Genomic DNA, 20,262 nt, shown 5'->3' with positions numbered 1-20,262 from the left:
TTTGCTACGTCGCGCGTCGACCTGGTGGGCCAGTTGCCGACGCCTGCTCCGTTCGTATCGGCCTGGATACCCTGCGCGCACGTACGTCCACGCCATGCGCACCGGGCTCGCTCGGCGAACCAGAGCCCGCCCGCGCTCACCGTCCTGTGTGGCCAGTCCGACAGGTCTAGAGGGTCAGTCCGGACTCCAGGTGTGCCAGTGACCTGTCGATCTCGGCGGGGCCGTCGACGGCGGAGTCCCGGGCCCAGCGGAGCCAAGCCATTGCCACAACCCCGAAACTCGCGCCGATGACGTTCTGTATCCGGGAATCGTCGGGCGGGCACCCCGTCCGGTCCGCCAGGATCTCGGCGACCTCCCGGATCAAGCCGGGGCTCTTGCGCAGGTTGGCCGCCACCAGTTCGGGAACGGTCGCCGCGAACACCTCGCGCGCGTGCCCGGCGGTGATCTCTTCGGCGGAGAGGCCCGCGAACGCCGTGCGGAACGCACCACGCAGCGCACTGACCGGTGCCGCACCAGGCGGCTGAGCTTTCAGTGCTTCGACGAGCGGCAGGAAGCGGTCGAGCGTGACCAGGTCTTCCTTCGTCGGGAAGTAGCGGAAGAACGTGGCGCGCGAGACCTCGGCGGCCTCGGCGATCTGCTCGACCGTGGTGGCGCTGTAGCCGTGCTCGCGGAAGAGCCGGAACGCCTCTCGAAGGATCGCCTCCCTGGTCTTGACCTTCTTACGTTCACGCAGGCCGCTCATCCATTGATCATACCGAAGACGCAACTGATACTGTAGTCTCATAAAATAGTCCACTCTCGAAATGGAGTTACCCGTTGAACGACCAGAACCTTGACGGCCCGGTCACCCTGCCCTCCTCGCGCGCTCCCGGCTGCCCGTTCGACCCACCTCCGGAGCTGACAGCGCTGGCACGGCGCGGCGAGCCGCTCACCCGCCTCGCCTTCCCCGACGGACACGTGGGTTGGCTGGTGACCGGCTACGACGCCGCGCGCACCGTGCTGTCGGACCCCCGCTTCACCGTCCGGCCCGAGCTCCGGCACTCCCCACTGTCCCGGCCGAACGTCCGCCCCGGCGGCCATGACAAACCGCCCGCGCCCGGCTGGTTCGCCAACATGGACCGGCCCGAGCACGCCCGGTACCGGCGCCTGCTCACCGGCCGGTTCACGTTTCGCCGCATGAAGCTCCTCGAACCGCGCGTCGCGCGGATCACCGCCGATCACCTGGACGCCATGGCCGACGCCGGACCGCCGGTCGACCTCGTGCCGGCGTTCGCGCTCCCGATCCCCTCGCTGGTGATCTGCGAACTGCTGGGTGTCCCGTACGACGACCACGCGTTCTTCGAGGAGCAGACCACCGTGGCCGTCAACCTGGACAACACTTCGGAACAGGCCATGGCCGCCATCGGCAGCCTCGCTCGCTACCTGGGCGACCTGGTACGGCACAAGCGAACCAGGCCCGCCGACGATCTGCTGAGCGACTTGATCACCGAGACCGACCTGACCGACGAGGAACTGGCCAACATCGGCTTGCTGCTGTTGGTCGCCGGACACGAGACCACCGCGCACATGCTCGCCCTGGGCACCTTCGCACTACTGCGACACCCAGAGCAGCTCGCCGCCTCCGCACTGGACGAAACGGCGGTCGAGGAGTTGCTGCGCTATCTGACCATCGTCCATCTGGGAGGACCGAACCGCGCCGCGCTGGAGGACGTCGAGATCGCGGGCCGGCTCATCCGCGAAGGCGAGACCGTGGTCCTGGGGTTACCCGCGATCAACCGTGACCCCGAGCGGTTCACCGACCCCGACACCCTGCGGCTCGACCGCGCCGATGCCAGGCACCACCTGGGTTTCGGGCACGGCGTCCACCAGTGCCTCGGCCAGCAACTCGCCCGGATCGAGATGCGCATCGCCTACCGCGCGCTGTTCGACCGCTTCCCGACGCTGCGCCTGGCGGTCCCGGTCGAGGACGTTCCGATGCGCGAGACGGCCATCGTTTACGGGACCTGGCGGCTCCCCGTCACCTGGGACCGGAGCTGAGAGGGCGGGTTGCCGGGAACGTCCACTAGAGTCCCGCGGACATCAGCGCGCGGTCCATCAGGTGCGCGCGTTCCCGCGCACTTCCCTCGTCCACGGCACACAGGACGGCCGCGATCCGTTGCTCGAGGTCGGCGCGCCCGGAAGCGACCACGCACCACCGCGATTCCTGCTCCAGAAGCAGGTACCGGCCGGTGTCGGTCGAGAACGCGAACCGGCCGGTGGCGTTACCCGACGGACCGGTCCCGGCCGTGATCCGGGCGGCCGATCCGGTCACCTGCGACAACCCAGCCATCGGACCGCTTCCTCGCCGAAGCGGAGCACCGACGGAACGGTCGGGAGGCAGCAGGTCGACGATCGCCGCCGCCAGGCCCGTAGGCGCATCCGTCGATGCAAGCACGGGCGAGCGATCCGACGGTCCGTGCCGGACCGAGCATGACCGATCGGCCACCCGATGTCGCCCCGGATGCCTCATGTCGGTCACGTCGGAGACCTCTCCCGTGGTACTCGCCGAACTGGCCCGGCTGCCCGCCCGGTAGCCGCCCTGAACCGGAGCGTGCGGGCGTAGGTTCTCAGGTATGCGGATCGGCGAGCTGTCCAAGCGCACGGGCGTGAGTCCGCGCTCGCTGCGGTACTACGAAGAGCAGGGCCTGCTGAACAGCGCACGCTCCGCGGCCGGCCAGCGCCACTATTCCGAAGCCGAGGTCCAGCGCGTGTCGCTCATCCGACAGCTGTTCGACGCGGGGATGTCCAGCCGGGTGATCGCGGCCGTGCTGCCGTGCGTGGAGACCCCCGACGACCCGGGCGTCGTGGAGCTGGCGTTCGTGACGATGACGCGCCTGCGTGACCGGATCGACGCCGACATCGCGCACCTGGTCGAGACCCGGGACGCCCTCGACGGGTTGATCACGGTCAACAGCCGGCACCGGGCGGAGCTGTCCACCGCCTGATGCTGTGACCCGCACCTCAGCGGGTTGCCCCTCACATCCATGTGAACGCCGAGGATGGCGGCGGGGCTCCGGAACCACCGGGGCCGGTCGCACGAGAGGCAGCGGAAGATGGTGTCGGCGTGGGGTTTCGGCAGACATGGCGGGCCCGAGGTGCAGGAGTTCTTCGATCGTCCCGATCCCGTCCCCGGTCGCGGGGAGGTGCTGATCCGGGTGGAGGTCGCCGGCGTGAATCCCCTCGACCACCTGCTGCGCTCGGGTCTGGTCTCCGGGCTCGACGGCGGGCGTCCGTTTCCCCGTGTGCTGGGCATGGAGGCGGCGGGAACCGTTCTCGCCCGGGGCGAGGACGTCGACGGGCTCGAGGTGGGTGACCGGGTCTTCGGCTTCGCACTCACCGGTGGCGGCACCTACGCCGAGACGACGGTGCTGTCCGCGCCGAACACCGCGCGTACCCCGGCGGGGCTCTCCGCGACCGTGGCGGCGACGCTGCCGGTGGCCGGGACGACAGCGGTCGATGCGCTCGACCAACTCGGGCTCCCGGCTGGTGCCACGATCCTGGTCAACGGGGTCGGTGGCGGGGTCGGCCTCGCCGTCGCCCGGCTGGCCGTCCGGCGTGGGCTGCGGGTGACCGGAACCGGGAGTGCCGCGAAGCGCGAGCACGCCGAGGCCATCGGGGTGCGGTTCGTCGACTACGCCGCCGGGAACGTCGTCGCCACGGCACGCGAGCTGGTCGCGGACGGCTTCGACGGGATCGTCGATCTGGTTGGAGGCACGTCACTGCGTGCGGTCGCTCCGCTGGCTCGGGATCCCCGCGACGTCATCGCCGTGGGTGATTCCTCCGTGCCCGAGCTCGGTGGGCGGGTCGTCGAGCGCCGCCTCGACCGCGAGAACCTGGAGCGGGCCGCGCAGCTGGCTCTCGACGGAGCGCTCGCACCGGTGATCACCTCGGTCCACCCGCTCGCCGACGCCCCGGCCGCCCTCGCCACCGTCGAGAACGGTCACGCTTCGGGCAAGGTCGTCATCAAGGTGGCGTGATGCCCGGTCTCGCCGCATGCCCCGATGGCGGGCGCGTTCGTCGCGCCCGCCATCGGGTCGGTCGGGATCAGCGGGTGGGTTCGGCGCCGATCCGGTCGACGATCGCGGTGGTGACGGAGGAGTAGCTGGTGACGGTGCCCTTCGGGATGCCGGCGAACATCGAGTCCGACACCTTGCGTTCGCCGATGACCTCGCCGGTGTCGGGGTCGAGGATGATCTCCTGGCGCTCGCCGTCCTCGGAGATGCCCAACGCCACACCCTTGCGGCCGTCCAGATCGGCGACGTCCTCGGTGACGTCCAGTCCCGGCAGGTAGGTCAACGCCCGCAGCAGGTTCGCCCGGATCGCCGCCGGCATCATGCCGGTGCGCAACGCGTCCGCGGCGTAGACCAGGGCCTGCATGCCGCCGCCGCTGTCCGCGCGCAGCCGGTCGTACAACTGCTCGGGGTCGGTGGGCAGGCCGGCCAGGAACTCCGGCTCGGGGAACTGCCAGTTACCGTGTTCGGGAGCGTTCTCGACGAAGTCGCCGCCCATGGCCCGCTGATCCGGCCACGGCGTCTCCTCGATCTGTACGCCGGCCGCGCGGGCTTCGGCCTCGGTGCCGACGATCCATTCACGGTCGCCGGTCTCCCGGCGCCGCAGCAGCCACTCGCCGTCGGGATCCGCGGGGATCCACACCTCCATGAGGTTCTCGTTCAGGTAGGAGAAACTCTGGTCCTCCGTTCCCGTCGTACGCACCCACCAGGCGTGGGTGGCCACATAGCGGTACTGGCCGTCCGCCAACACCGGGTCCTCGGCCCGGGCCGCGACATCGGCGGCACTGGTCAACGCCTCCTGCGCCGCGGCGGTGGCGTTGGAGAACCACACCGTCTGAGCCGTCAGGACCCCGGTCACGAGCAACACGACCGCGGCCGCGGCGGCCAACCAGCGTCGCACCGGCTGCCGCCGGCGCACGTTCTTCCCGGCCTCGACCGCGGTCAGCCGCGGCCGGGCCTCGCCGTTCATGTCCGCCATCAGTTTCTCCCGCATCCCTACCAGCTCCGGTCGCCGCGGCTTGATCTCCGAATACAGCCCGTCCAACGCGCGGTCGAGCTCGTCGTCGGTCCACACCTGCCGTTCTCCGGTCCGATCCCCTTCACGCATCGCCGTCCTCCGTTTCCTGGGTCGTGACAGGACCATGTGACCGCAACCACCGACGCACCCTGTGCAGGCGGGAATGGACCGTGCCCACCGGGATGCCCAGCGCCTCGGACACCTCGGCGGGCTTCAGCTGACCCCACGAGATCAGCAGCAGCACGTCCCGATCTCCGGGCTGCAAGGCCGCCAACGCACCGGCCAACTGCCGGACCTGTTGCTGCGCGGCGACCTGCTCCGTCGTGCGGGCCTCGTGGGAATCCGCCTGGAGCCGGTCGGTCCCCATCACCCGGGCTCTGGCCCGCCAGCCCCGTACCTCCTGCCGCACGTGCCGCCGCAGCAGATTGGTGGCGATCCCGTACAACCAGGGCCGCACTCCGGCCCGAGCCGGGTCGTAGGTGTGTCGCTGCTGCAGCGCCACCAGGAACGTCTCCGAGACCAGGTCGTCGGCGGCCTGGTCACCGACCCGACGCGCCAGGTAGCCGTGCAGTGACTCCGCGTGCTCGTCGAAGAGCCGCCCGAAAACCGATCTCGGATCCGGTTCCGACAGATCCGGGCCGTCCCCGAGCGGCGGCGGCTCACCGGGGCGCACTGAGTTGGCGGTTGTTTTTGTCACGCCTCTACTTGCCCGCGGCCCGTCAAGCCCTTCACGGGGCGAATGATCTCGGGTCCATGGCGGCAACCCTAGAAGTAGGACGGGTATCTTCAGCGGGCACCGGACCGAGCATTGGGAGGTACCGCGATGGACACGTCCGCGTACTTGGACGCCGTTGTCGAACGGACGAGGACGTTCGCCGACTGGGTACACGGTGGGGACGCGACCGCCCCGGTGCCGACATGTCCGAAGTGGACACTGGCTGACCTGGTCGACCACGTCGGTGCGACCCAGCGGATGGTCGCCATGCTGGTGGGTGGGCGGATGACGGAGCCGAGCGAGGCGTTCGCCGGTTATGTTCCGGGGCCGACCGATTCGGCCGAGTGGCGTACCTGGTTGACCGACGGCGCGGCCGAGGCGAAGCGGGCGTTCGACTCGGTCGCCGACGACACGCCGGTGTGGGATCCGTCCGGCGCCGACGCGGGTGTGCCGTTCTGGTCACGCCGGCTGTTGGGCGAGGCCTGTGTGCACAGCGCGGACGCGGCCGCGGCGGTCGGCACCCGTTATGACCTGGCGCCGGAGGTGGCCGTCGCCGCCATCGAGGACTGGCTGGACACGATGACCTCCCGCGGCTACTGGGAGAACCGACCGGCCTTCGCCGACGCGATGCGCGGCGACGGCCAGACGCTGCACTTCCACACGACCGACGCTCCCGGGGAGTGGGTGGTACGCCGGGAACCGGACCGGGTCGTCCTGGAACACGCGCACACCAAGGCGGACGTCGCGCTGCGGGGCGCGGGCGCCGAACTACTGCTGGTGATCAGCAGGCGCCGGCCGCTGGCCGCCGCGTCCACGCTGGAACTACAGGGGGACCGGGCACTGCTCGACCACTGGATCGAACACATGGACTGGGTCACCGACGACTGATCCGCCATAGGACGACGAGCTGGCCCATCATCCCGTCGTCCTCGTGCTGGAGCATGTGGCAGTGGTACATGTAGGGCGTGTTCGGGTCGGTGTGGTCGCCGAACCGCATCGCCGGCCGGTACGGCTCCGGCGGCTCGGAAATACGTAGCTGCGATCGCTAGCATGTGCGTCGTCGGTGCGACGCAGGAGGCCCGCATGCGAGCGATCGTCCAGTCCGGCTACGGGGGAACCGACCGGCTGCGGGTCGCCGAGGTTCCCGACCCGGTTCCCGGCCAGGGCGACGTGCTGCTCCGGGTCCTGGCGACATCCCTCAACGGCTCCGATCGCGAGAACCTGGCCGGAACGCCGTTCTACGCCCGCTCTACGAACGGGCTCCGCCGGCCGCGCGATCCCGTGCCGGGGTCCGACGTCGCGGGCGTCGTGGTCACCGTCGGTGCCGAGGTGACCGAGTTCGCGCCGGGCGACGAGGTGTTCGGCGAGTTGCGCGGCTACCGGGGCGGGCTCGCGGAGCTCGTCGCGACACCACCGGACCTGCTGGCGCGGCGGCCGGCCGGCCTGTCGGCGGTCGAGGCGGCGGCGATCCCGCAGGCGGGGTGCATCGGCCTGCGTGCGGTCGACGGGGTCGGCGCCGGGGATCGGGTGCTGGTCAACGGGGCAGGCGGCTCGGGCGGCGGCTTCGTCGTCGGGCTGGCCAAGCACCGTGGGGCGCACGTGACCGCCGTGGACCACGGTTCGAAGGCGGAGTTCCTGCGCGCGCTCGGCGCGGACGAGACGGTCGCGTACGAGGCGGAGGAATGGACCACGCACCGCGGCCGGTACGACCTGGTCGTCGACCTGGTGGGATACCGGTCGCCGTTCCGGGTCAACGCGGCGCTGGCGCCGGGCGGGGCGTACCGGCTGATCGGCGGACACACCCGGGTGCTGCTCGCGACGCTCGCCGCCGGGCCGGTGCTCCGGCTGTTCGGCAGGCGGCGGGTCGGGGTGCTCGTCGTGCCGCAGTCACGGGCGACGTTGGAGCAGGTCACCGCGCTCGTGACGGAGGGTGCCGTCGCGCCCGTGGTGGACTCGGTGGTGCCGCTGGACGAGGCCCCGGCGGCGTTCGCGCGCCTCGGCTCCGGACAGACGCGCGGCAAGGTCGTCGTCGACATCGCCGGCGACGGCTGAGCCGTGAGCAAGACCGCGTCGGCGACCTTCCGCGGGATGGACTTCTGGATCCACGACGTCGCCAAGTCCCTCCTGTTGGCCGAGATGATCGCCGTCACCGACGAGACACCGGTGGCGGACCACGGCGAGTGGCTCGCGCTGGACGAGTGGTCAGCCGGGCACGAGGCGGAGTTCCTCGCCCTGGTCGAGCGGTCGACCGACCGGCTCGACGAGCGCGGGCGGATCACGGCGGCGGAGGCCGCCGAATGGATCGTGCTCGACGGCGAGCCGGTCATCTGGCGCGGCGACGAGGTCCTGTCCACCGCGCCGGTCGTCACGTTGGGCAGGGAGATCCTCGCCACGGGCCGCGGCGAGTACCCGGCGCCGCCACCGGGGCACCAGTGGTACTTCGGGTGGCCGGGCGCGGTGCGAACCATTCGGGTGAGAACGCCGTGATCACCGTACCGTGTCCACATGGGACACACCGGACGTGCGGTAGTCGTTCACCCTGGTGGTGACCTCGGCCGGGCTCACCACCTCGCTCTCGGCGAAGTAGACCCAGTCGACGTGTTCCTGGTAGGCGCGGTCACCGGGCTGGCCGACCAGACCGCCGGCGATGAACCACAGGTTGAAGTTGATCGACATCGGCGTCTCCGGGTAGTACCGGTCGCCGTGGTCGGCGAACAGCACACCGTCCACATAGTACTTCACGCGTCCGGACGCCACCTGGATCACCAGGTCGTGCCAGCCGGCGAAGCCGGCGCGTTGTTCGGTGTGGATGTTGTCCGCCACCCAGGGCTCGTTCTGGTAGGTCTCCCACGTCGTGGTGAACAGGACGTTCGTCGGCACGCCCCAGCCGCCGTTGGGCAGGTACTCGAAGTCCAGTTCGCCGTAGTCCGGGTCCATCGGGGCGTCCAGCGGCGTGATGGTGAAGAACGTCTGCACCACGTGGTCGCCGTCGATACCGCGGACCGGAACGTCGGTGAAGTGGACCCGGGCGCCGTAGGTGCCCTCGTGGAACTTGCGCTGGTGGTACAGCTCGGTCTGTCGTGCGCTCGTCCCGTCGTTCGACGACTCGAGTCGCAGCACCTGGTCGCCGTCCACGGTCGGGAAGGTGACCAGCGACGGGTCCCAGACCGCACCCGGCACGCCAGGGCCACCACCGCCGGAGCGCACGGTCCAGCCGCGCTGCGCGAGCCGAGGATCGCTCGACGAGGTGTAGGCGAAGTCGTCGAACAGCACCTCGCCCGCGGTGGCGGCGTCCGCCGGCTGGAGGGACGCGGTGAGCGCGGCGGCGACGGCGGCGACGGTGGCGACGGTGGCGACGGCCAGGGTTCGGCTGGGCATTGCTCCTCCTGTACGTGCGGGGTGCGTACCGGGATGCGATAACCCAAATTGGCATAGACCAATCCGGCGCGTCAAGCCGACCCGCGTCCGGCCCGCCCGCGGCGCCACCACCACACGAGGCCGGCCACGGCCAGGACGAGCACGGCGAGCGGGATCCAGGGCACTGCCCACAGGCGGGTCGACGCGGAGTCCGCGGCGGGTCGGGGCTGGAGCCGCTGGTCCCCGGAGGCTTCCGGGGTGACGGCGACCTCGACGGTCAGCCTGCCGAGTTGCCACACCGCGGGCACCACTGTGGACACCCGGAGCGTGTCGCCGGGTTTCAGCTCGGGTAGGCGTTCACCGGACAGCCGCCGCTCCCCCAGGCCGAACGGGCCGCGCACGGTGACCGACGGTCGTCCGACGAGGCGGAGGTTCCCGGTGTTGCGGACGACGTAGCCGACCCGCACCTCCCCCGGCGACCCGAGCGGAGAGCCGTCGAACGACGCCCCTAGGTCGGTGACGGTGAGCGAGGGGTTCAGGGTTCCGGTGACCCGCAGGTAGATCCGCGCTCCGACCCGCCGGTCGACCGAGACGGTGCCGTCGTCGCCTTCGGTGTGCAGGCTCGCGACGATCCCGCCCGCGTGGTCGCCGGGAGTGGCGTTGTGCGGCACCACGACGCGGAACGGGACGTCCACTCTGGACCGGGGCGGGACGGTCACCCGCTCCGCGTTCAGCTTCGCCCAGGCACCGACGTCGGTGGACTGACCGGACGCTGGCAGGAGGTCGAAACCGCCGTCGGTGCCGTGCACGGCGTCGCTCGCGTACACGCGCAGGGTCAGCGGGGCTCCCGTGTAGTTGACGATGCCGACCGCGTCGGCGACCTCGCTGCCGGGGTCGAGCGCGTAGGTGAACGCGCCGCGACCGCCCGACGGGACCACACCCCAGGTCAGCGGAGCGGCGGTGGCGGGGAGGCCCGAGACGAGGACGACGGTCAGGACGGCGAGCGTCGCGGCTCGCAGGAGGGTGGGCACGTGGCCTCCGTTTCGACGGATGCGGGACGAACGCGGACGGGGTGCCGGACGCCCGGCACCCCGTCCACTGTGGACCGACTCAGATCACCGTGAACGTGATCGTTCCGGTGTAGGTGCCGGGCGTCAGCGAGGTCGGCGCCTCGATGACGAGCCCCGCGCCGAGGCGGCTGGTGCCGATGCCACTGCCCGGTGCGGCCGAGGCCAGGGTGCTGGCCGCCGCGATACCGTCACCGCCGGTGAAGCCGGACGCGACGGCCTGTCCCGCGGTGACACCGGCTCCGGCCGGCTGCTCGGCGACGACCGGGGTCCAGCCGAGGCTGCCGCCGCGCAGTGTCTCCGCCTCGCCGGCGAAGTCGCCGACCTGCGCCGAGACCACCCAACCCGGCGCGGTGGAACGGGTGTCGGTCACCGTCACCGTCCGGAGGTCCCCTGTGGACACCAACCGGTCGCCGGTCGCGCTGAGCTCCAGGTCGCTCATCGTGACCCGCCGGTCGGCCGGGTCGACGGCGACCACGAGCGCGCCGGTGTCCGCTGGCAGCGTCACCTCGATGTCCTGGGTGGCCGGTTCCGGTGGTTCCGGCTCGCCGTGGTCGTCGACGACCACGGTCACCGGCTCGGACTCGGCCACCACGTTGTGGTCGTGGTCGTACAGCCGGGCGATGATCGCCAACCCGTTGTGCCGCGCGGTCGCGGTGAAGCTGTACTCGTCACCGCCGACGTCGGGCACGATCACCCACTCGTCCGACCCGGGCGCCCGGGTGAACCAGTGGTAGTGGTCCAGTTCCGTCACCGGGTCCTGCACGGCGGTCAGCGTGGCGACGTCACCGGAGTGGTAGTGATCCGCCAACCCGGTCACGCTCAACGTCGTCGCGGGAGCCGGCTCGGCCGCCTCGCCGACCTGGAACGCGTAGGTCCGGGCGGTGGAGGTCGCCGTGCCGCCGCCGGCCAGGTCACCGCTCGCCTGGACGGTGAACGAGTAGGTGCCCTGCTCGCTGAACGCCCAGTTGGCGTGCGCGTGCACGCCGACGTTCGGGGAGAGCGTCCCCGGCAACTGGAAACCGCCGCCCAGCACCGAGATCGACTCGCCGAACGACCCGGTCTGCCACAGGAACACGTCGCCGGGCCCGGTCACGTCGGTCACCTGGATCCGCAGTGGATTGGTGAAAACGCCCCCCGGGATCCCCTCGGTGCTCCAGCCGGGCCAGATCAGGTTCGGGTCCTGGGTCTGCGGCAGGTAGTAGACGGTGTCCCCCGGCTGCCCGAGGAACTCCAACGACGGCGGCACCGGGTCGGGCAGTTCGAGCGCCGACTCGGACCTGACTTGCAACAGCACGTCCTCCGGCGCGTGCGGGACGTGGTCACCGGTGACGTCCTCGCGCAGCTGGAGGTCCAGCGCGCTGCCGTCCCAGCTCACCGCGAAGGCGTCGATGTGGCCGTGGTCGAGGACCAGCTGGTCCTCCGCGGCGGCGGCGGTGGCCGTGCCGACGGTGAGCAGCCCGACCGTCACCGCGGTGACCAGCCATGGTCTCACCCGTTCGATTCGTAACATCCGTTCCTCTCCAAGATCGACCTGCGCGGGCTCCGAACGCCGGGGCCACCGGCGCCGCGCCACCGTAACTTTAAATGACTATCGTTATCAATAGCGCGGTGGCCAGTCTTGGCAGGCGGACACGCCTTCCGTACTCTGCACAATGACAATCGTTATCGCTAGCGGTTAAGGAACGCGTTGATGGCCACAGCTGCCCCGTCCCGTCGCCGGTTGGCGGCATTACCGGTCCTCACGGTCCTCGCGACCGCGGTCTCGACACTGGTCTCGCCGAACGGCGACGTCGCCTACGGCCCGTCGGCGCCGGTCACAGTGACCGTGGCGGAGTCGTGAGACGTGGTGCGTGCCTGGTCGCTGCGCTGGTCGCCGTGTCAGGGTGCGCGGCGCCGCCCGCGCTGAGCGACCGGGACGAGCGGCTGCAGGTGGTGACCACGACCGGTCTGTTGCGGGACCTGGTGCAGCGGGTGGGGGGTGACCGGGTGCACGTCACCTCGCTGGTGCCGGACGGCGCCGATCCGCACGCCTACGAGCCGAGCCTGCGGGACGTGCGGAACGTGGTGTACGCGGACGTCGCGTTCAGCAACTACGTGATGCTGGAGCAGCACAACATCATCAAGACGCTGGACGCCAACCTGGACGAGGACGCGGCGAACGTGTCGCTGGCCGAGGAGGCGGTGAAGTACGCCGCGGAGATCATTCCGCTGGTCGAGGACGTGTCGCTGGACACGATCTGGCTGGGCCTGCGTGCTCGCGGCGACGGCGAACGGTTCGGCGCGAACCGGTCGTCGGACGTGCTGTTGAGCATGACCGCGGCGCGCGGACCGGGCGACGTGTTCGGGTACCTCACCGGGTCGTTCGGCGACACCGAGGTCTACTTCGACTCGTCCGACGGGTTCGACGCCGGCGACGGGTACCGCGCGGACACGGCGACCCTGCCCGCGGACGCGCACACGCACATGTCGTGGGCGTTCACCGAACCGGGCGTGTACGAGCTGACCCTGTCGGCCCGGCTGCGGGTGGACCAGCGGTCGAAGCCGGTGTCGCTGGGTGGGTCGACGTTCACCGTCGTGGTCGGGGTGCCGCCGGAGGAGTCCGGTGTGGACGATCCGACCGTGGTGAACCGAGGGCACGCCGACCTCACCGTCGACCTGGACCGGGAGGAGCTGTACGCGCTGTACGACCCGGAGGGCGGCGGGGAGTTCAGCCAGGAGGTCGTGCCGGCGGACAGCGCGGTGGTCGAGGTGCCGAACAAGGCGCTGAGCGAGGTCCCGGCCGGGCCGGAGTTCGGGTTCCTCGGGCGACCCGGCGACCGGGTGTACCAGCTGGCGCAGGCGGTGCTCGGCAAGCACGTGCACGGCGAGATCGACCCGCACCTGTGGCACGACGTCCGCAACGCGATGTCCTATGTGGAGGTCATCCGGGACACGCTGGTCGACCGGGATCCGCGTGGCGCGCGGGAGTACCGCCGCAACACCACCGCGTACCTGGCCAAGCTGGACGCGCTCGACCGGTACGTGCGTGACCGCCTCGCGCGGATCCCGGAGTCGCGGCGCTACCTCGTCACCACGCACGACGCGTTCGCCTACCTCGCCAAGGCCTACGACCTCACGGTAGCCGGGTTCGTCACCCCCAACCCGGCCGCCGAACCCTCGCTCGCGGACCGGCGCAAGCTCTCCGACACGATCCGCAACCTGCGGGTGCCGGCGGTGTTCCTCGAACCGAACCTCGCCGCCCGGTCCGCCACGCTCACCGAGGTCGCCGAGGAGCAGGGGGTCCGGATCTGCCCGATCTACGGCGACACGTTCGACGACCAGGTCACCAGCTACGTGCGGCTGATGCGGTTCAACGCCGACTCGCTGCTCGAATGCCTGGGGTGAAAGGAAAACAGACGATGAGACGTGCCCTGCCCACGGCTGCTCTGCTGGCGGTGTCACTGCTGGCGCCGGCCGCGGCACACGCGCAACCACCCGACCAGACGATCGACGCCGACCAGCCGGTCGCCACCGAGCGGGCCGTGCTCTCGCGGGGGCACGTCGACCTCGGTCCCCGGTACGTCGACGGCGACTGGACGCTGATGGTGCACGACGACTCGGCCGACCCGTCGGTCTGGCGCTCGCTCGACCGGACGGTGTTCGAGGTGTCCGACCAGGCGGTGCTACCGGTGCCGGAGGATCCCGCGTACTCGTTCATCGGCGAGCCGGGGACGCCGGTGTACGTCGTGCCGCAGGTGCAGAACCCGGACGTGGCCTGGGTCGGCTGGAACACCCAGGACCCCGAGGTGCTGGACACCATCGACGGCGGCGTCACCCTGACGCTCACCGGCGTCGACGGCCCGGGCGAGTTGTTCGTGTACCTGCAGGCGGGCAACTTCGGGGCCGCGGACGTGCTGTGGGACTCCGGGCGGGCCGAGCGGCAGGACATCTGGGTGGAGGTGAACACCCACACGCACGCGAACTGGGTGTTCACCGAGCCCGGGGTGTACCTGGTCCAGGTCGAGGTCGCGGCCGACCTGGTCGACGGACGCACGGTCGGCGACCCGGCGACGATCCGGTTCGCGATCGGCGACGCCACCGACACGGAAGCCGCGTTCGCCGCCGAGCCGCCGGCCGCCACGTCGGCCCCGGCGGAGGCCGCGGTGGTCGAGGACGCCGGCGACTCCGATTCCGGGACGCCGGTCGTCGCGCTCGGGATCGGCGCGGTCGCGCTGGCCCTGGTGGTCGGGGCCGTCATCGTCGTCGTACGCGGCCGGGCGGCGAAGCGCCGGGCGCGGACCGGCGGCGCGGAATGAGCGCGCTGGGCGTGAACGGGCTGTCGGTGGACCTCGGCGGCCGGACGGTGCTGACCGACGTGGACCTCACCGTGGACAAGGGTGAGCTGGTCGGACTGGTCGGGCCGAACGGGGCCGGGAAGACCACGCTGCTGCGGACCCTGATGGGCCTGCTGCGTCCCCGGGCGGGTGAGGTGGTGGTCGACGACCGGGTGGTGCGGCGGGGCTCGACCGGGCTCGGGTACGTGCCGCAGCGCCACGAGTTCGCCTGGGACTTCCCGATCTCGGTGGAGAACGTGGTGATGACCGGGCGGACCGGGCTGCTCGGTCCGTTCCGCAGGCCGGGGGTCGCCGACTGGCGGGCCGTCGGCGAGGCGCTGGAGCGGGTGCGGATGACCGAGCTGCGTGCCCGCCCGGTCGGCGAGCTGTCCGGTGGCCAGCGGCAGCGGGTACTCCTCGCCAGGGCACTGGCACTGCGGCCGTCCGTGCTGCTGCTCGACGAACCGTTCACCGGCCTGGACATGCCCACCCAGGAGCTGCTGTCCGACCTGTTGCGCACCCTGGCCAGGGAGGCCCACGCGGTGCTGATGACCACGCACGACCTGCCCGGCGCGCTGTACACCTGCGACCGGCTGGCGCTGCTCAACCGCTCCGTGATCGCGGCGGGCACGCCGGATCAGCTCCGCGACGAGCGGCTGTGGATGGACACGTTCGGCGTCGGCGAGAACAACCCACTGCTGAAGATCCTCAAGGCGAGCTGATGTCCCCGATCGAGTTCCTCACCGACCTGTTCAACCCCGACCTCGCGTTCCTGCCGAAGGCGTTGCTGGTCGCCGTCATGTCGTCGATCGTGTGCGGGGTGGTCGGCTGTCACGTCGTGCTGCGCGGCATGGCGTTCATCGGCGACGCCGTCGCGCACGCCGTGTTCCCCGGCCTGGCGGTGGCGTTCGTCCTGTCCGGCAACCTGATCCTCGGCGGCACCGTCGCCGGGGTCGTCACCGCGGTCCTGGTGGCGGTGTTCTCGCAGAACCGGCGTCTGCGGGAGGACTCGGTCATCGGCGTGTTCTTCGTCGCCGCGTTCGCCCTCGGCATCGTGATCATCTCGCGGGCGCCCGGGTACGCGGGTTCGTTGCAGCAGTTCCTGTTCGGGTCCATCACCGGCATCCCGGACGAGGATCTGTACGTCGCCGGCGGTGCCGGTGTGCTCGTGCTCGGCGTGGTGTTCCTGCTGCACAAGGAGTTCGTCGCGATCACCCTCGATCGCGAGATGGCCAGGGCGATGGGGCTGCGGGTGTTCTGGTTGGACATCGTGCTCTACGTGCTGGTCACGCTCGCGGTGGTGATCTCGGTGCAGACGATCGGGAACATCCTGGTGCTGGCGCTGCTCGTCACGCCCGCCGCGACCGCGCGGCTGCTCACCGACCGACTGGGCGTGATGATGCTGCTCGCTCCCGCGATCGGTGGGCTGTCGGCGCTGGTGGGGCTGTACGTGTCGTGGTCGTGGGACTTCCCAACGGGTGGCACGGTCGTGCTCGTCCTCACCGCCGCGTTCCTCGCCGCCTGGCTGCTCGCTCCCCGGCACGGGCTGCTCGCCCGCCGCCTGCGCCGGGGCCGGGTGTGGCCCACGGCCCCGGCCGACGGCGCGGTGTGAGCTGGTCCTCCTGCTTGGATCAGGCCTCGGCGGGCCGCCTTCGCGGCACCCGTTTCACGCGGTGTCCTTCCTACTGTCGGTGACAGGTGTGCCGGCGTCGGCGCGCCAGTCGTCGAACGGGTCGGAGAACGTGCGCCAGGTGGCCTCGCCCGCGGCCAGTTCCTCGTCGGTGAGCAGGGCGTCCCGCAGCGCCGCGCTGATCGCGGCCGGGGACGCGTCGTGGGAGAGGATCACCAGTTCCTGCGTGCGGTCGCCGAAGCGTGGGTGCCAGTCGAGCGCCGCCTTGGTTCGCCGTTCGGCGCCGGCCTGTTCCCAGGTCTCGTCGCCGGCGGTGGCGAGCCAGGTGCCGGCGTGGCCGACCCGCAGCCCGCCGCCCGCCGACTCCAGCCACAGCGCCACGTCCGGCTGGCTCGCCACCCACGCACGGCCCCTGGTGTGCACGACGCCGTCGAGCAGGACGTCGATCGCCTCGTACAGCCGTCGTGGGTGGAACGGCCGCCGGTCGGTGAACAGCGTGAGGACGACACCGCAGTCGGGCTCGAGCGGCGGAGCGCCGCGCAGCAGCGGGGCGTGCGCGCCCTCGACGCGGCCGCGGAGCGCGGTCGGTGGGAGGTCGGCGAGCAGGGCGAGCACGGCGTGGCCGGTGTCCGGCCGGGCGCGGGGAGCGGCGGGCACGAGGCGGTCGAGCACCGCGGCCGTCCGCGCGGCCGTCCACCGGTCCTCGGCCCGGCCGGTGAGCACGACCGCGTCGGCGAACGCGACCTGGTTGACGGCCACCTGGGCGAGGCCGCGGTCGTCGTCGGGGAGCACGTCCAGGCCTCGGTGCGCCAGCTCGTCCATGCACAGCTCGCTGGTCGCGTCGGCGAGCCAGGTGCCTTCGTCGACGACCGCCAGCACCGCCTCCACCCGCACGAGGTCGGCGAGGGTGGCGAGTTCGGCGCAGACCGGCTCCGGCTCCACCGCCGGGTCCAGGTGCAGCACGATCCGCCGGGTTCCGGCACGCCGGGCCAGCCGGGCGAGCAGCGGGAGCACGTCCTCGCGCAGGGTGCAGGACACGCACCCGTGGGCCAGTTCGAGGGTTTTCGCCGACTCGTCCGTGGTGGTGCGCGTTCGCCTGTGCACCACACCATCGCGGAGTCCCCGCAGGTCGTGGTGCACGACCTCGACACCGGGAGCGGCGTGCAGCAGCTGGTCGCAGACCGCACCGGTCGCGTCCCTGGCCAGCCCCGCGACCACGACGAGACGGACACGCTCACCCACGACGACCTCCTTAGCGACAACGGTTGTCGTTTCCTCTCGTGGAGACTACCGTAGTTGAAAACCGATCTCATTAACCGGGAGTTGTACGCATGTCGGCCGTGTGCCAGGTGACCGGACGGAAACCGTCCTTCGGCAAGCAGGTATCGCACTCGCATCGGCGCACCTCGCGCCGCTGGAACCCGAACCTGCAGTACAAGCGCTACTGGTTGCCGAGCGAGAACCGGTGGATCCGGCTGCGGCTGTCCACCAAGGGCATGAAGACCATCGACCGGCGCGGTATCGAGTCGGTGGTCGCCGAGATCCGCGCGCGGGGAGAGCGGATCTGATGGCACGCAACGACATCCGCCCGATCGTCAAGCTCCGGTCCACCGCCGGCACCGGGTACACCTACGTGACCCGCAAGAACCGCCGCAACGACCCGGACCGGCTCGTACTGCGCAAGTTCGACCCGATCGCCCGCCGCCACGTCGATTTCCGCGAGGAGCGCTGATGGCCAAGAAGTCCAAGATCGCCAAGAACGCGCGGCGGCGGGAGGTCGTGGCCCGGTACGCCGAGCGGCGGGCCGAGCTCAAGGAGATCATCCGCTCCCCGAAGTCCACCGAGGCCCAGCGCGCCGCCGCCGGAGCCGAACTGCGCCGGCAGCCCCGGGACGCGAGCGCCACCCGCATCCGCAACCGCGACGCCGTCGACGGCCGGCCGCGCGCCTACCACCGCGCGTTCGGCCTGTCCCGGATCCGGCTGCGGGAGATGGCCCACCGCGGCGAGCTGCCCGGCGTGCACAAGTCGAGTTGGTGAGGACCGTGCCGAAACCACGAGGCGGGCAGGCCCGCCGCAAGCAGAACATGCTGCACCGCGAAGGCGTGTCGACAGTGGACTGGAAGAACACCGCGCTGCTGCGCAAGTTCATCTCCGACCGAGGCAAGATCCGCGCTCGGCGCGTCACCGGACTCACGCCCCAGCAGCAGAAGCAGGTCGCGACGGCGATCAAGAACGCGCGCGAGATGGCCTTGCTCCCCTACCCCGGCCGGGCCAGGAGCTGACGACGGGCGGTCCGTGGTTGTCGTCGCGTCCGTCGTGGACGTAGTCGACGTGGTCGCCGTGCGGAACCGCGCTGTGTTGATCGCAAACGATGGACCGGCGCCGGTCGCTAGTGGTCGTAGGGGTCGGCCGGCTCGGGAATCGGTGAGATCGACTCGACCGTGACGGACGGGACGCGGTGGTTGGCCTCGGTGGACGAGCCGGGCACGAGTTCGGCGACCACCTCGACCCAGCTGTCGTCGGCGAAGCGGGACGCCGCGTCGCCGACGAGCTCGACCTTGACCGGGAAGGCGTCCGCGGCGCAGCAGAAGATCCTGAGCCGGGCCAGGTACGCCGTGTCGCCCTCGTGCACGACGAAGCCCTTGAGCCGGACGGTCCGGCCGTCGAGCGAGCCCGTCGCGTCCCAGGCGGCGCGCTCGACGAACTCGGACATGCTCAGTGGCAGCACGTCGCCGGCCGGCAGCGGTGGATACGACACGGATTCCCGCTGCGAGCCGCGCGGTGGGCTGTCACCGGCGCGCTCGACGCTGTCCGAGCCGAGCGCGGGCGGCGCGACGAGGAACACCGCGAGCACCGGCAGCACCAGCAGCCACGCGCTGCGTCCCGGGTGGTGGTGGTCGTCGCCGGTGCTCGTCCGGCGGCCGGCCAGCTCCCGTCCGATCGAGACGGCGGCCAGCGCGATCATCACGACCCCGGCCAGGACCAGGAGCCAGAGGTGTGCCGGCTTGACGTAGCGCAGGTAGGTGCCGGTGAACGAGATCTTCAGCAACGCGCCGCCGAGCAGGACCAGCAGGATGTTCTGCGTCTCGCGCCTCATCGCGGTCCCCCGAGCACGAGGCCGCCAGCGATGATCGCGCACAGGACCGCCACCACGAACGTCAGCGGCGCGAACCGCACGGCGAAGCGGCGACCGAGGGTGCCGGCCTGCAGGGTGAACAGCTTGAGGTCGATCGCCGGCCCGACCACCAGGAAGACCAGCCGGGGCAGCAGCGGCAGCGCCGACAGCGAGGCGGCGACGAACGCGTCGGCCTCGCTGCACAGCGACAGCAGCACCGCGAGCACGGCCATGACCAGGATGCCGAGCAGGATCTGGTCGCCGAGGGTGTCGATCCAGGAACGCGGCACCACGACGTTGAGCACCGCCGCGGTGAGCCCGCCGATGACCAGGAACCCGCCCGCGTCGACGAGGTCCTGCCGTGCCGTCTCGGCGAAGGTCACCCACCGCGACCGGGTGTCACCCGGTGGGGGTAGGCGGCGCAACGCCCGCTCGGCGAACCACTCCATCCGCCCCCAGCGGGCCCACAGGGACCCCATCACCAGCGCGGTGGCCAGCGAGCCGGCGAACCGGGCGAGCACCATGGCCGGTTCGCCGGGGAACGCCACCACCGTGGCGACCAGCACGATCGGGTTCACCGCGGGTGCGGCCAGGAGAAAGGTCACCGCCACCGCGGGCGGCACCTCCTGCTGAATGAGCCGCCGGGCCACCGGAACGGCCGCACATTCGCAGTTGGGCAACGCGACACCCGCGATCCCGGCCACCGGCACCGCGAGTGCCGGGCGGCGGGGCAGCAGCCGCCGCAGGGCGTCCGCCGACACGAAGGCCGCGATGGCACCGCTGACGAGCACCCCGAGCACCAGGAACGGCAACGCCTGCACACACACCGCGACGAACACCGTGGCGCCGGTGCGGACGGCCGGGACGTCCAGCACGCCGGTCAACCAGTTCTGCCCGACCAGCGCGAGCACCAGCAGTACGCACAGCACTTCGAGCGACGTGATCCGCCGACGCGGCAGGACGTCACTGGTCACGGCGCGGAGGCGCTTCCCTCG

Annotated in this window: 26 protein-coding genes; 15 read left to right on the top strand and 11 right to left on the bottom strand. The window is 71.2% G+C overall.

Features of this window, described 5'->3' with window-relative positions; all coding sequences use genetic code 11:
* Positions 1-166: 166 nt before the first annotated feature.
* The gene (locus JT362_RS21055) at positions 167-742 is read right to left on the bottom strand and encodes a TetR family transcriptional regulator (RefSeq protein WP_260193199.1); all 576 of its coding nucleotides are present in this window, start codon (positions 740-742) and stop codon (positions 167-169) included.
* Between the two features lie 74 nt (positions 743-816).
* Between JT362_RS21055 and JT362_RS21050 the strand changes: the two genes are divergently transcribed.
* The gene (locus tag JT362_RS21050; RefSeq protein WP_260193198.1) at positions 817-2,037 is read left to right on the top strand and encodes a cytochrome P450; all 1,221 of its coding nucleotides are present in this window, start codon (positions 817-819) and stop codon (positions 2,035-2,037) included.
* 25 nt (positions 2,038-2,062) lie between these two features.
* Here the strand turns inward: JT362_RS21050 and JT362_RS21045 are convergent, their stop codons facing one another.
* Positions 2,063-2,329: a hypothetical protein gene (locus JT362_RS21045; protein ID WP_260193197.1), complete on the bottom strand. Its 267-nt coding sequence runs from the start codon at positions 2,327-2,329 to the stop codon at positions 2,063-2,065.
* A 283-nt stretch (positions 2,330-2,612) separates the two neighbouring features.
* Between JT362_RS21045 and JT362_RS21040 the strand changes: the two genes are divergently transcribed.
* Together JT362_RS21040 and JT362_RS21035 are read left to right on the top strand one after the other, a co-directional pair.
* A complete protein-coding gene (locus JT362_RS21040) occupies positions 2,613-2,984 on the top strand; it encodes a MerR family transcriptional regulator (RefSeq protein ID WP_260193196.1) in 372 nt (123 codons plus the stop codon).
* Between the two features lie 108 nt (positions 2,985-3,092).
* Positions 3,093-4,016, top strand: coding sequence for an NADP-dependent oxidoreductase (locus tag JT362_RS21035; protein ID WP_260193195.1), 924 nt, complete (start codon positions 3,093-3,095; stop codon positions 4,014-4,016).
* Positions 4,017-4,083: 67 nt separating this feature from the next.
* Here JT362_RS21035 and JT362_RS21030 read toward each other — a convergent pair whose 3' ends face one another.
* Both JT362_RS21030 and JT362_RS21025 read right to left on the bottom strand, forming a co-directional pair.
* Positions 4,084-5,157, bottom strand: coding sequence for a CU044_5270 family protein (locus tag JT362_RS21030; RefSeq protein ID WP_260193194.1), 1,074 nt, complete (start codon positions 5,155-5,157; stop codon positions 4,084-4,086).
* Positions 5,150-5,764: an RNA polymerase sigma factor gene (locus JT362_RS21025; RefSeq protein WP_260193193.1), complete on the bottom strand. Its 615-nt coding sequence runs from the start codon at positions 5,762-5,764 to the stop codon at positions 5,150-5,152. The genes JT362_RS21030 and JT362_RS21025 overlap by 8 nt, the downstream gene beginning before the upstream one ends.
* Before the next feature lie 126 nt (positions 5,765-5,890).
* Between JT362_RS21025 and JT362_RS21020 the strand changes: the two genes are divergently transcribed.
* The gene (locus JT362_RS21020; RefSeq protein ID WP_260193192.1) at positions 5,891-6,670 is read left to right on the top strand and encodes a maleylpyruvate isomerase family mycothiol-dependent enzyme; all 780 of its coding nucleotides are present in this window, start codon (positions 5,891-5,893) and stop codon (positions 6,668-6,670) included.
* On the opposite strand, the gene JT362_RS21015 is transcribed toward JT362_RS21020, so the two are convergent.
* A complete protein-coding gene (locus JT362_RS21015) occupies positions 6,657-6,779 on the bottom strand; it encodes a multicopper oxidase domain-containing protein (protein WP_260193191.1) in 123 nt (40 codons plus the stop codon). The two genes, JT362_RS21020 and JT362_RS21015, sit on opposite strands and share 14 nt — an antisense overlap.
* Before the next feature lie 86 nt (positions 6,780-6,865).
* On the opposite strand from JT362_RS21015, the gene JT362_RS21010 reads away from it, so the two are divergent.
* Positions 6,866-7,834 carry an NAD(P)-dependent alcohol dehydrogenase gene (locus JT362_RS21010; protein ID WP_260193190.1) on the top strand — a complete coding sequence of 323 codons (969 nt, stop codon included), beginning with the start codon at positions 6,866-6,868 and terminating at the stop codon, positions 7,832-7,834.
* Positions 7,835-7,837: 3 nt separating this feature from the next.
* Positions 7,838-8,269: a hypothetical protein gene (locus JT362_RS21005; RefSeq protein WP_260193189.1), complete on the top strand. Its 432-nt coding sequence runs from the start codon at positions 7,838-7,840 to the stop codon at positions 8,267-8,269.
* On the opposite strand, the gene JT362_RS21000 is transcribed toward JT362_RS21005, so the two are convergent.
* From JT362_RS21000 to JT362_RS20990, 3 genes are all read right to left on the bottom strand, one after another.
* The gene (locus tag JT362_RS21000) at positions 8,270-9,160 is read right to left on the bottom strand and encodes a glycoside hydrolase family 16 protein (protein WP_260193188.1); all 891 of its coding nucleotides are present in this window, start codon (positions 9,158-9,160) and stop codon (positions 8,270-8,272) included.
* 71 nt (positions 9,161-9,231) lie between these two features.
* Entirely contained in the window at positions 9,232-10,170 is a 939-nt protein-coding gene (locus JT362_RS20995; protein ID WP_260193187.1) for a WxL protein peptidoglycan domain-containing protein, read from the bottom strand.
* A 79-nt stretch (positions 10,171-10,249) separates the two neighbouring features.
* A complete protein-coding gene (locus JT362_RS20990) occupies positions 10,250-11,701 on the bottom strand; it encodes a choice-of-anchor M domain-containing protein (protein WP_260193186.1) in 1,452 nt (483 codons plus the stop codon).
* A 198-nt stretch (positions 11,702-11,899) separates the two neighbouring features.
* On the opposite strand from JT362_RS20990, the gene JT362_RS20985 reads away from it, so the two are divergent.
* The 5 genes from JT362_RS20985 to JT362_RS20965 are packed head-to-tail and all read left to right on the top strand — an operon-like array spanning position 11,900 to position 16,134.
* The gene (locus tag JT362_RS20985) at positions 11,900-12,049 is read left to right on the top strand and encodes a hypothetical protein (protein WP_260193185.1); all 150 of its coding nucleotides are present in this window, start codon (positions 11,900-11,902) and stop codon (positions 12,047-12,049) included.
* Positions 12,046-13,593: an anchored repeat ABC transporter, substrate-binding protein gene (locus JT362_RS20980; RefSeq protein ID WP_260193184.1), complete on the top strand. Its 1,548-nt coding sequence runs from the start codon at positions 12,046-12,048 to the stop codon at positions 13,591-13,593. The genes JT362_RS20985 and JT362_RS20980 overlap by 4 nt, the downstream gene beginning before the upstream one ends.
* 14 nt (positions 13,594-13,607) lie before the next feature.
* Positions 13,608-14,504: a TIGR03773 family transporter-associated surface protein gene (locus tag JT362_RS20975; protein ID WP_260193182.1), complete on the top strand. Its 897-nt coding sequence runs from the start codon at positions 13,608-13,610 to the stop codon at positions 14,502-14,504.
* The gene (locus JT362_RS20970) at positions 14,501-15,244 is read left to right on the top strand and encodes an anchored repeat-type ABC transporter ATP-binding subunit (protein ID WP_260193180.1); all 744 of its coding nucleotides are present in this window, start codon (positions 14,501-14,503) and stop codon (positions 15,242-15,244) included. Before JT362_RS20975 ends, JT362_RS20970 begins: the two co-directional genes overlap by 4 nt.
* Positions 15,244-16,134 (top strand): anchored repeat-type ABC transporter permease subunit, encoded by an 891-nt coding sequence (locus JT362_RS20965; RefSeq protein WP_260193179.1) that lies wholly within the window; start codon positions 15,244-15,246, stop codon positions 16,132-16,134. The genes JT362_RS20970 and JT362_RS20965 overlap by 1 nt, the downstream gene beginning before the upstream one ends.
* A 54-nt stretch (positions 16,135-16,188) precedes the next feature.
* On the opposite strand, the gene mrf is transcribed toward JT362_RS20965, so the two are convergent.
* Positions 16,189-17,394, bottom strand: coding sequence for a ribosome hibernation factor-recruiting GTPase MRF (gene mrf / locus JT362_RS20960; RefSeq protein ID WP_260193176.1), 1,206 nt, complete (start codon positions 17,392-17,394; stop codon positions 16,189-16,191).
* An 89-nt stretch (positions 17,395-17,483) separates the two neighbouring features.
* Between mrf and rpmB the strand changes: the two genes are divergently transcribed.
* Genes rpmB through rpsR form a run of 4 tightly spaced genes read left to right on the top strand, consistent with a single transcriptional unit; the run spans position 17,484 to position 18,434 of the window.
* On the top strand, positions 17,484-17,720 hold the full coding sequence (rpmB, locus tag JT362_RS20955) for a 50S ribosomal protein L28 (protein ID WP_260193174.1): 237 nt from the start codon (positions 17,484-17,486) through the stop codon (positions 17,718-17,720).
* On the top strand, positions 17,720-17,884 hold the full coding sequence (gene rpmG / locus JT362_RS20950; protein WP_260193172.1) for a 50S ribosomal protein L33: 165 nt from the start codon (positions 17,720-17,722) through the stop codon (positions 17,882-17,884). The genes rpmB and rpmG overlap by 1 nt, the downstream gene beginning before the upstream one ends.
* Positions 17,884-18,189 carry a 30S ribosomal protein S14 gene (gene rpsN, locus JT362_RS20945; RefSeq protein WP_260193170.1) on the top strand — a complete coding sequence of 102 codons (306 nt, stop codon included), beginning with the start codon at positions 17,884-17,886 and terminating at the stop codon, positions 18,187-18,189. Before rpmG ends, rpsN begins: the two co-directional genes overlap by 1 nt.
* On the top strand, positions 18,186-18,434 hold the full coding sequence (gene rpsR, locus JT362_RS20940) for a 30S ribosomal protein S18 (protein WP_375546535.1): 249 nt from the start codon (positions 18,186-18,188) through the stop codon (positions 18,432-18,434). The genes rpsN and rpsR overlap by 4 nt, the downstream gene beginning before the upstream one ends.
* A 107-nt stretch (positions 18,435-18,541) precedes the next feature.
* On the opposite strand, the gene JT362_RS20935 is transcribed toward rpsR, so the two are convergent.
* Both JT362_RS20935 and JT362_RS20930 read right to left on the bottom strand, forming a co-directional pair.
* Positions 18,542-19,249, bottom strand: coding sequence for a TIGR03943 family putative permease subunit (locus JT362_RS20935; protein WP_260193166.1), 708 nt, complete (start codon positions 19,247-19,249; stop codon positions 18,542-18,544).
* Positions 19,246-20,241 carry a permease gene (locus JT362_RS20930; protein ID WP_260193165.1) on the bottom strand — a complete coding sequence of 332 codons (996 nt, stop codon included), beginning with the start codon at positions 20,239-20,241 and terminating at the stop codon, positions 19,246-19,248. Before JT362_RS20930 ends, JT362_RS20935 begins: the two co-directional genes overlap by 4 nt.
* Positions 20,242-20,262 lie beyond the last annotated feature (21 nt).

Source organism: Actinophytocola gossypii (genome assembly GCF_025165815.1).
Taxonomy (GTDB): Bacteria; Actinomycetota; Actinomycetes; order Mycobacteriales; family Pseudonocardiaceae; genus Actinophytocola; species Actinophytocola gossypii.
Note: the sequence above shows the minus strand (reverse complement) of the source record. Positions and strands in the feature narration are given on the sequence as shown.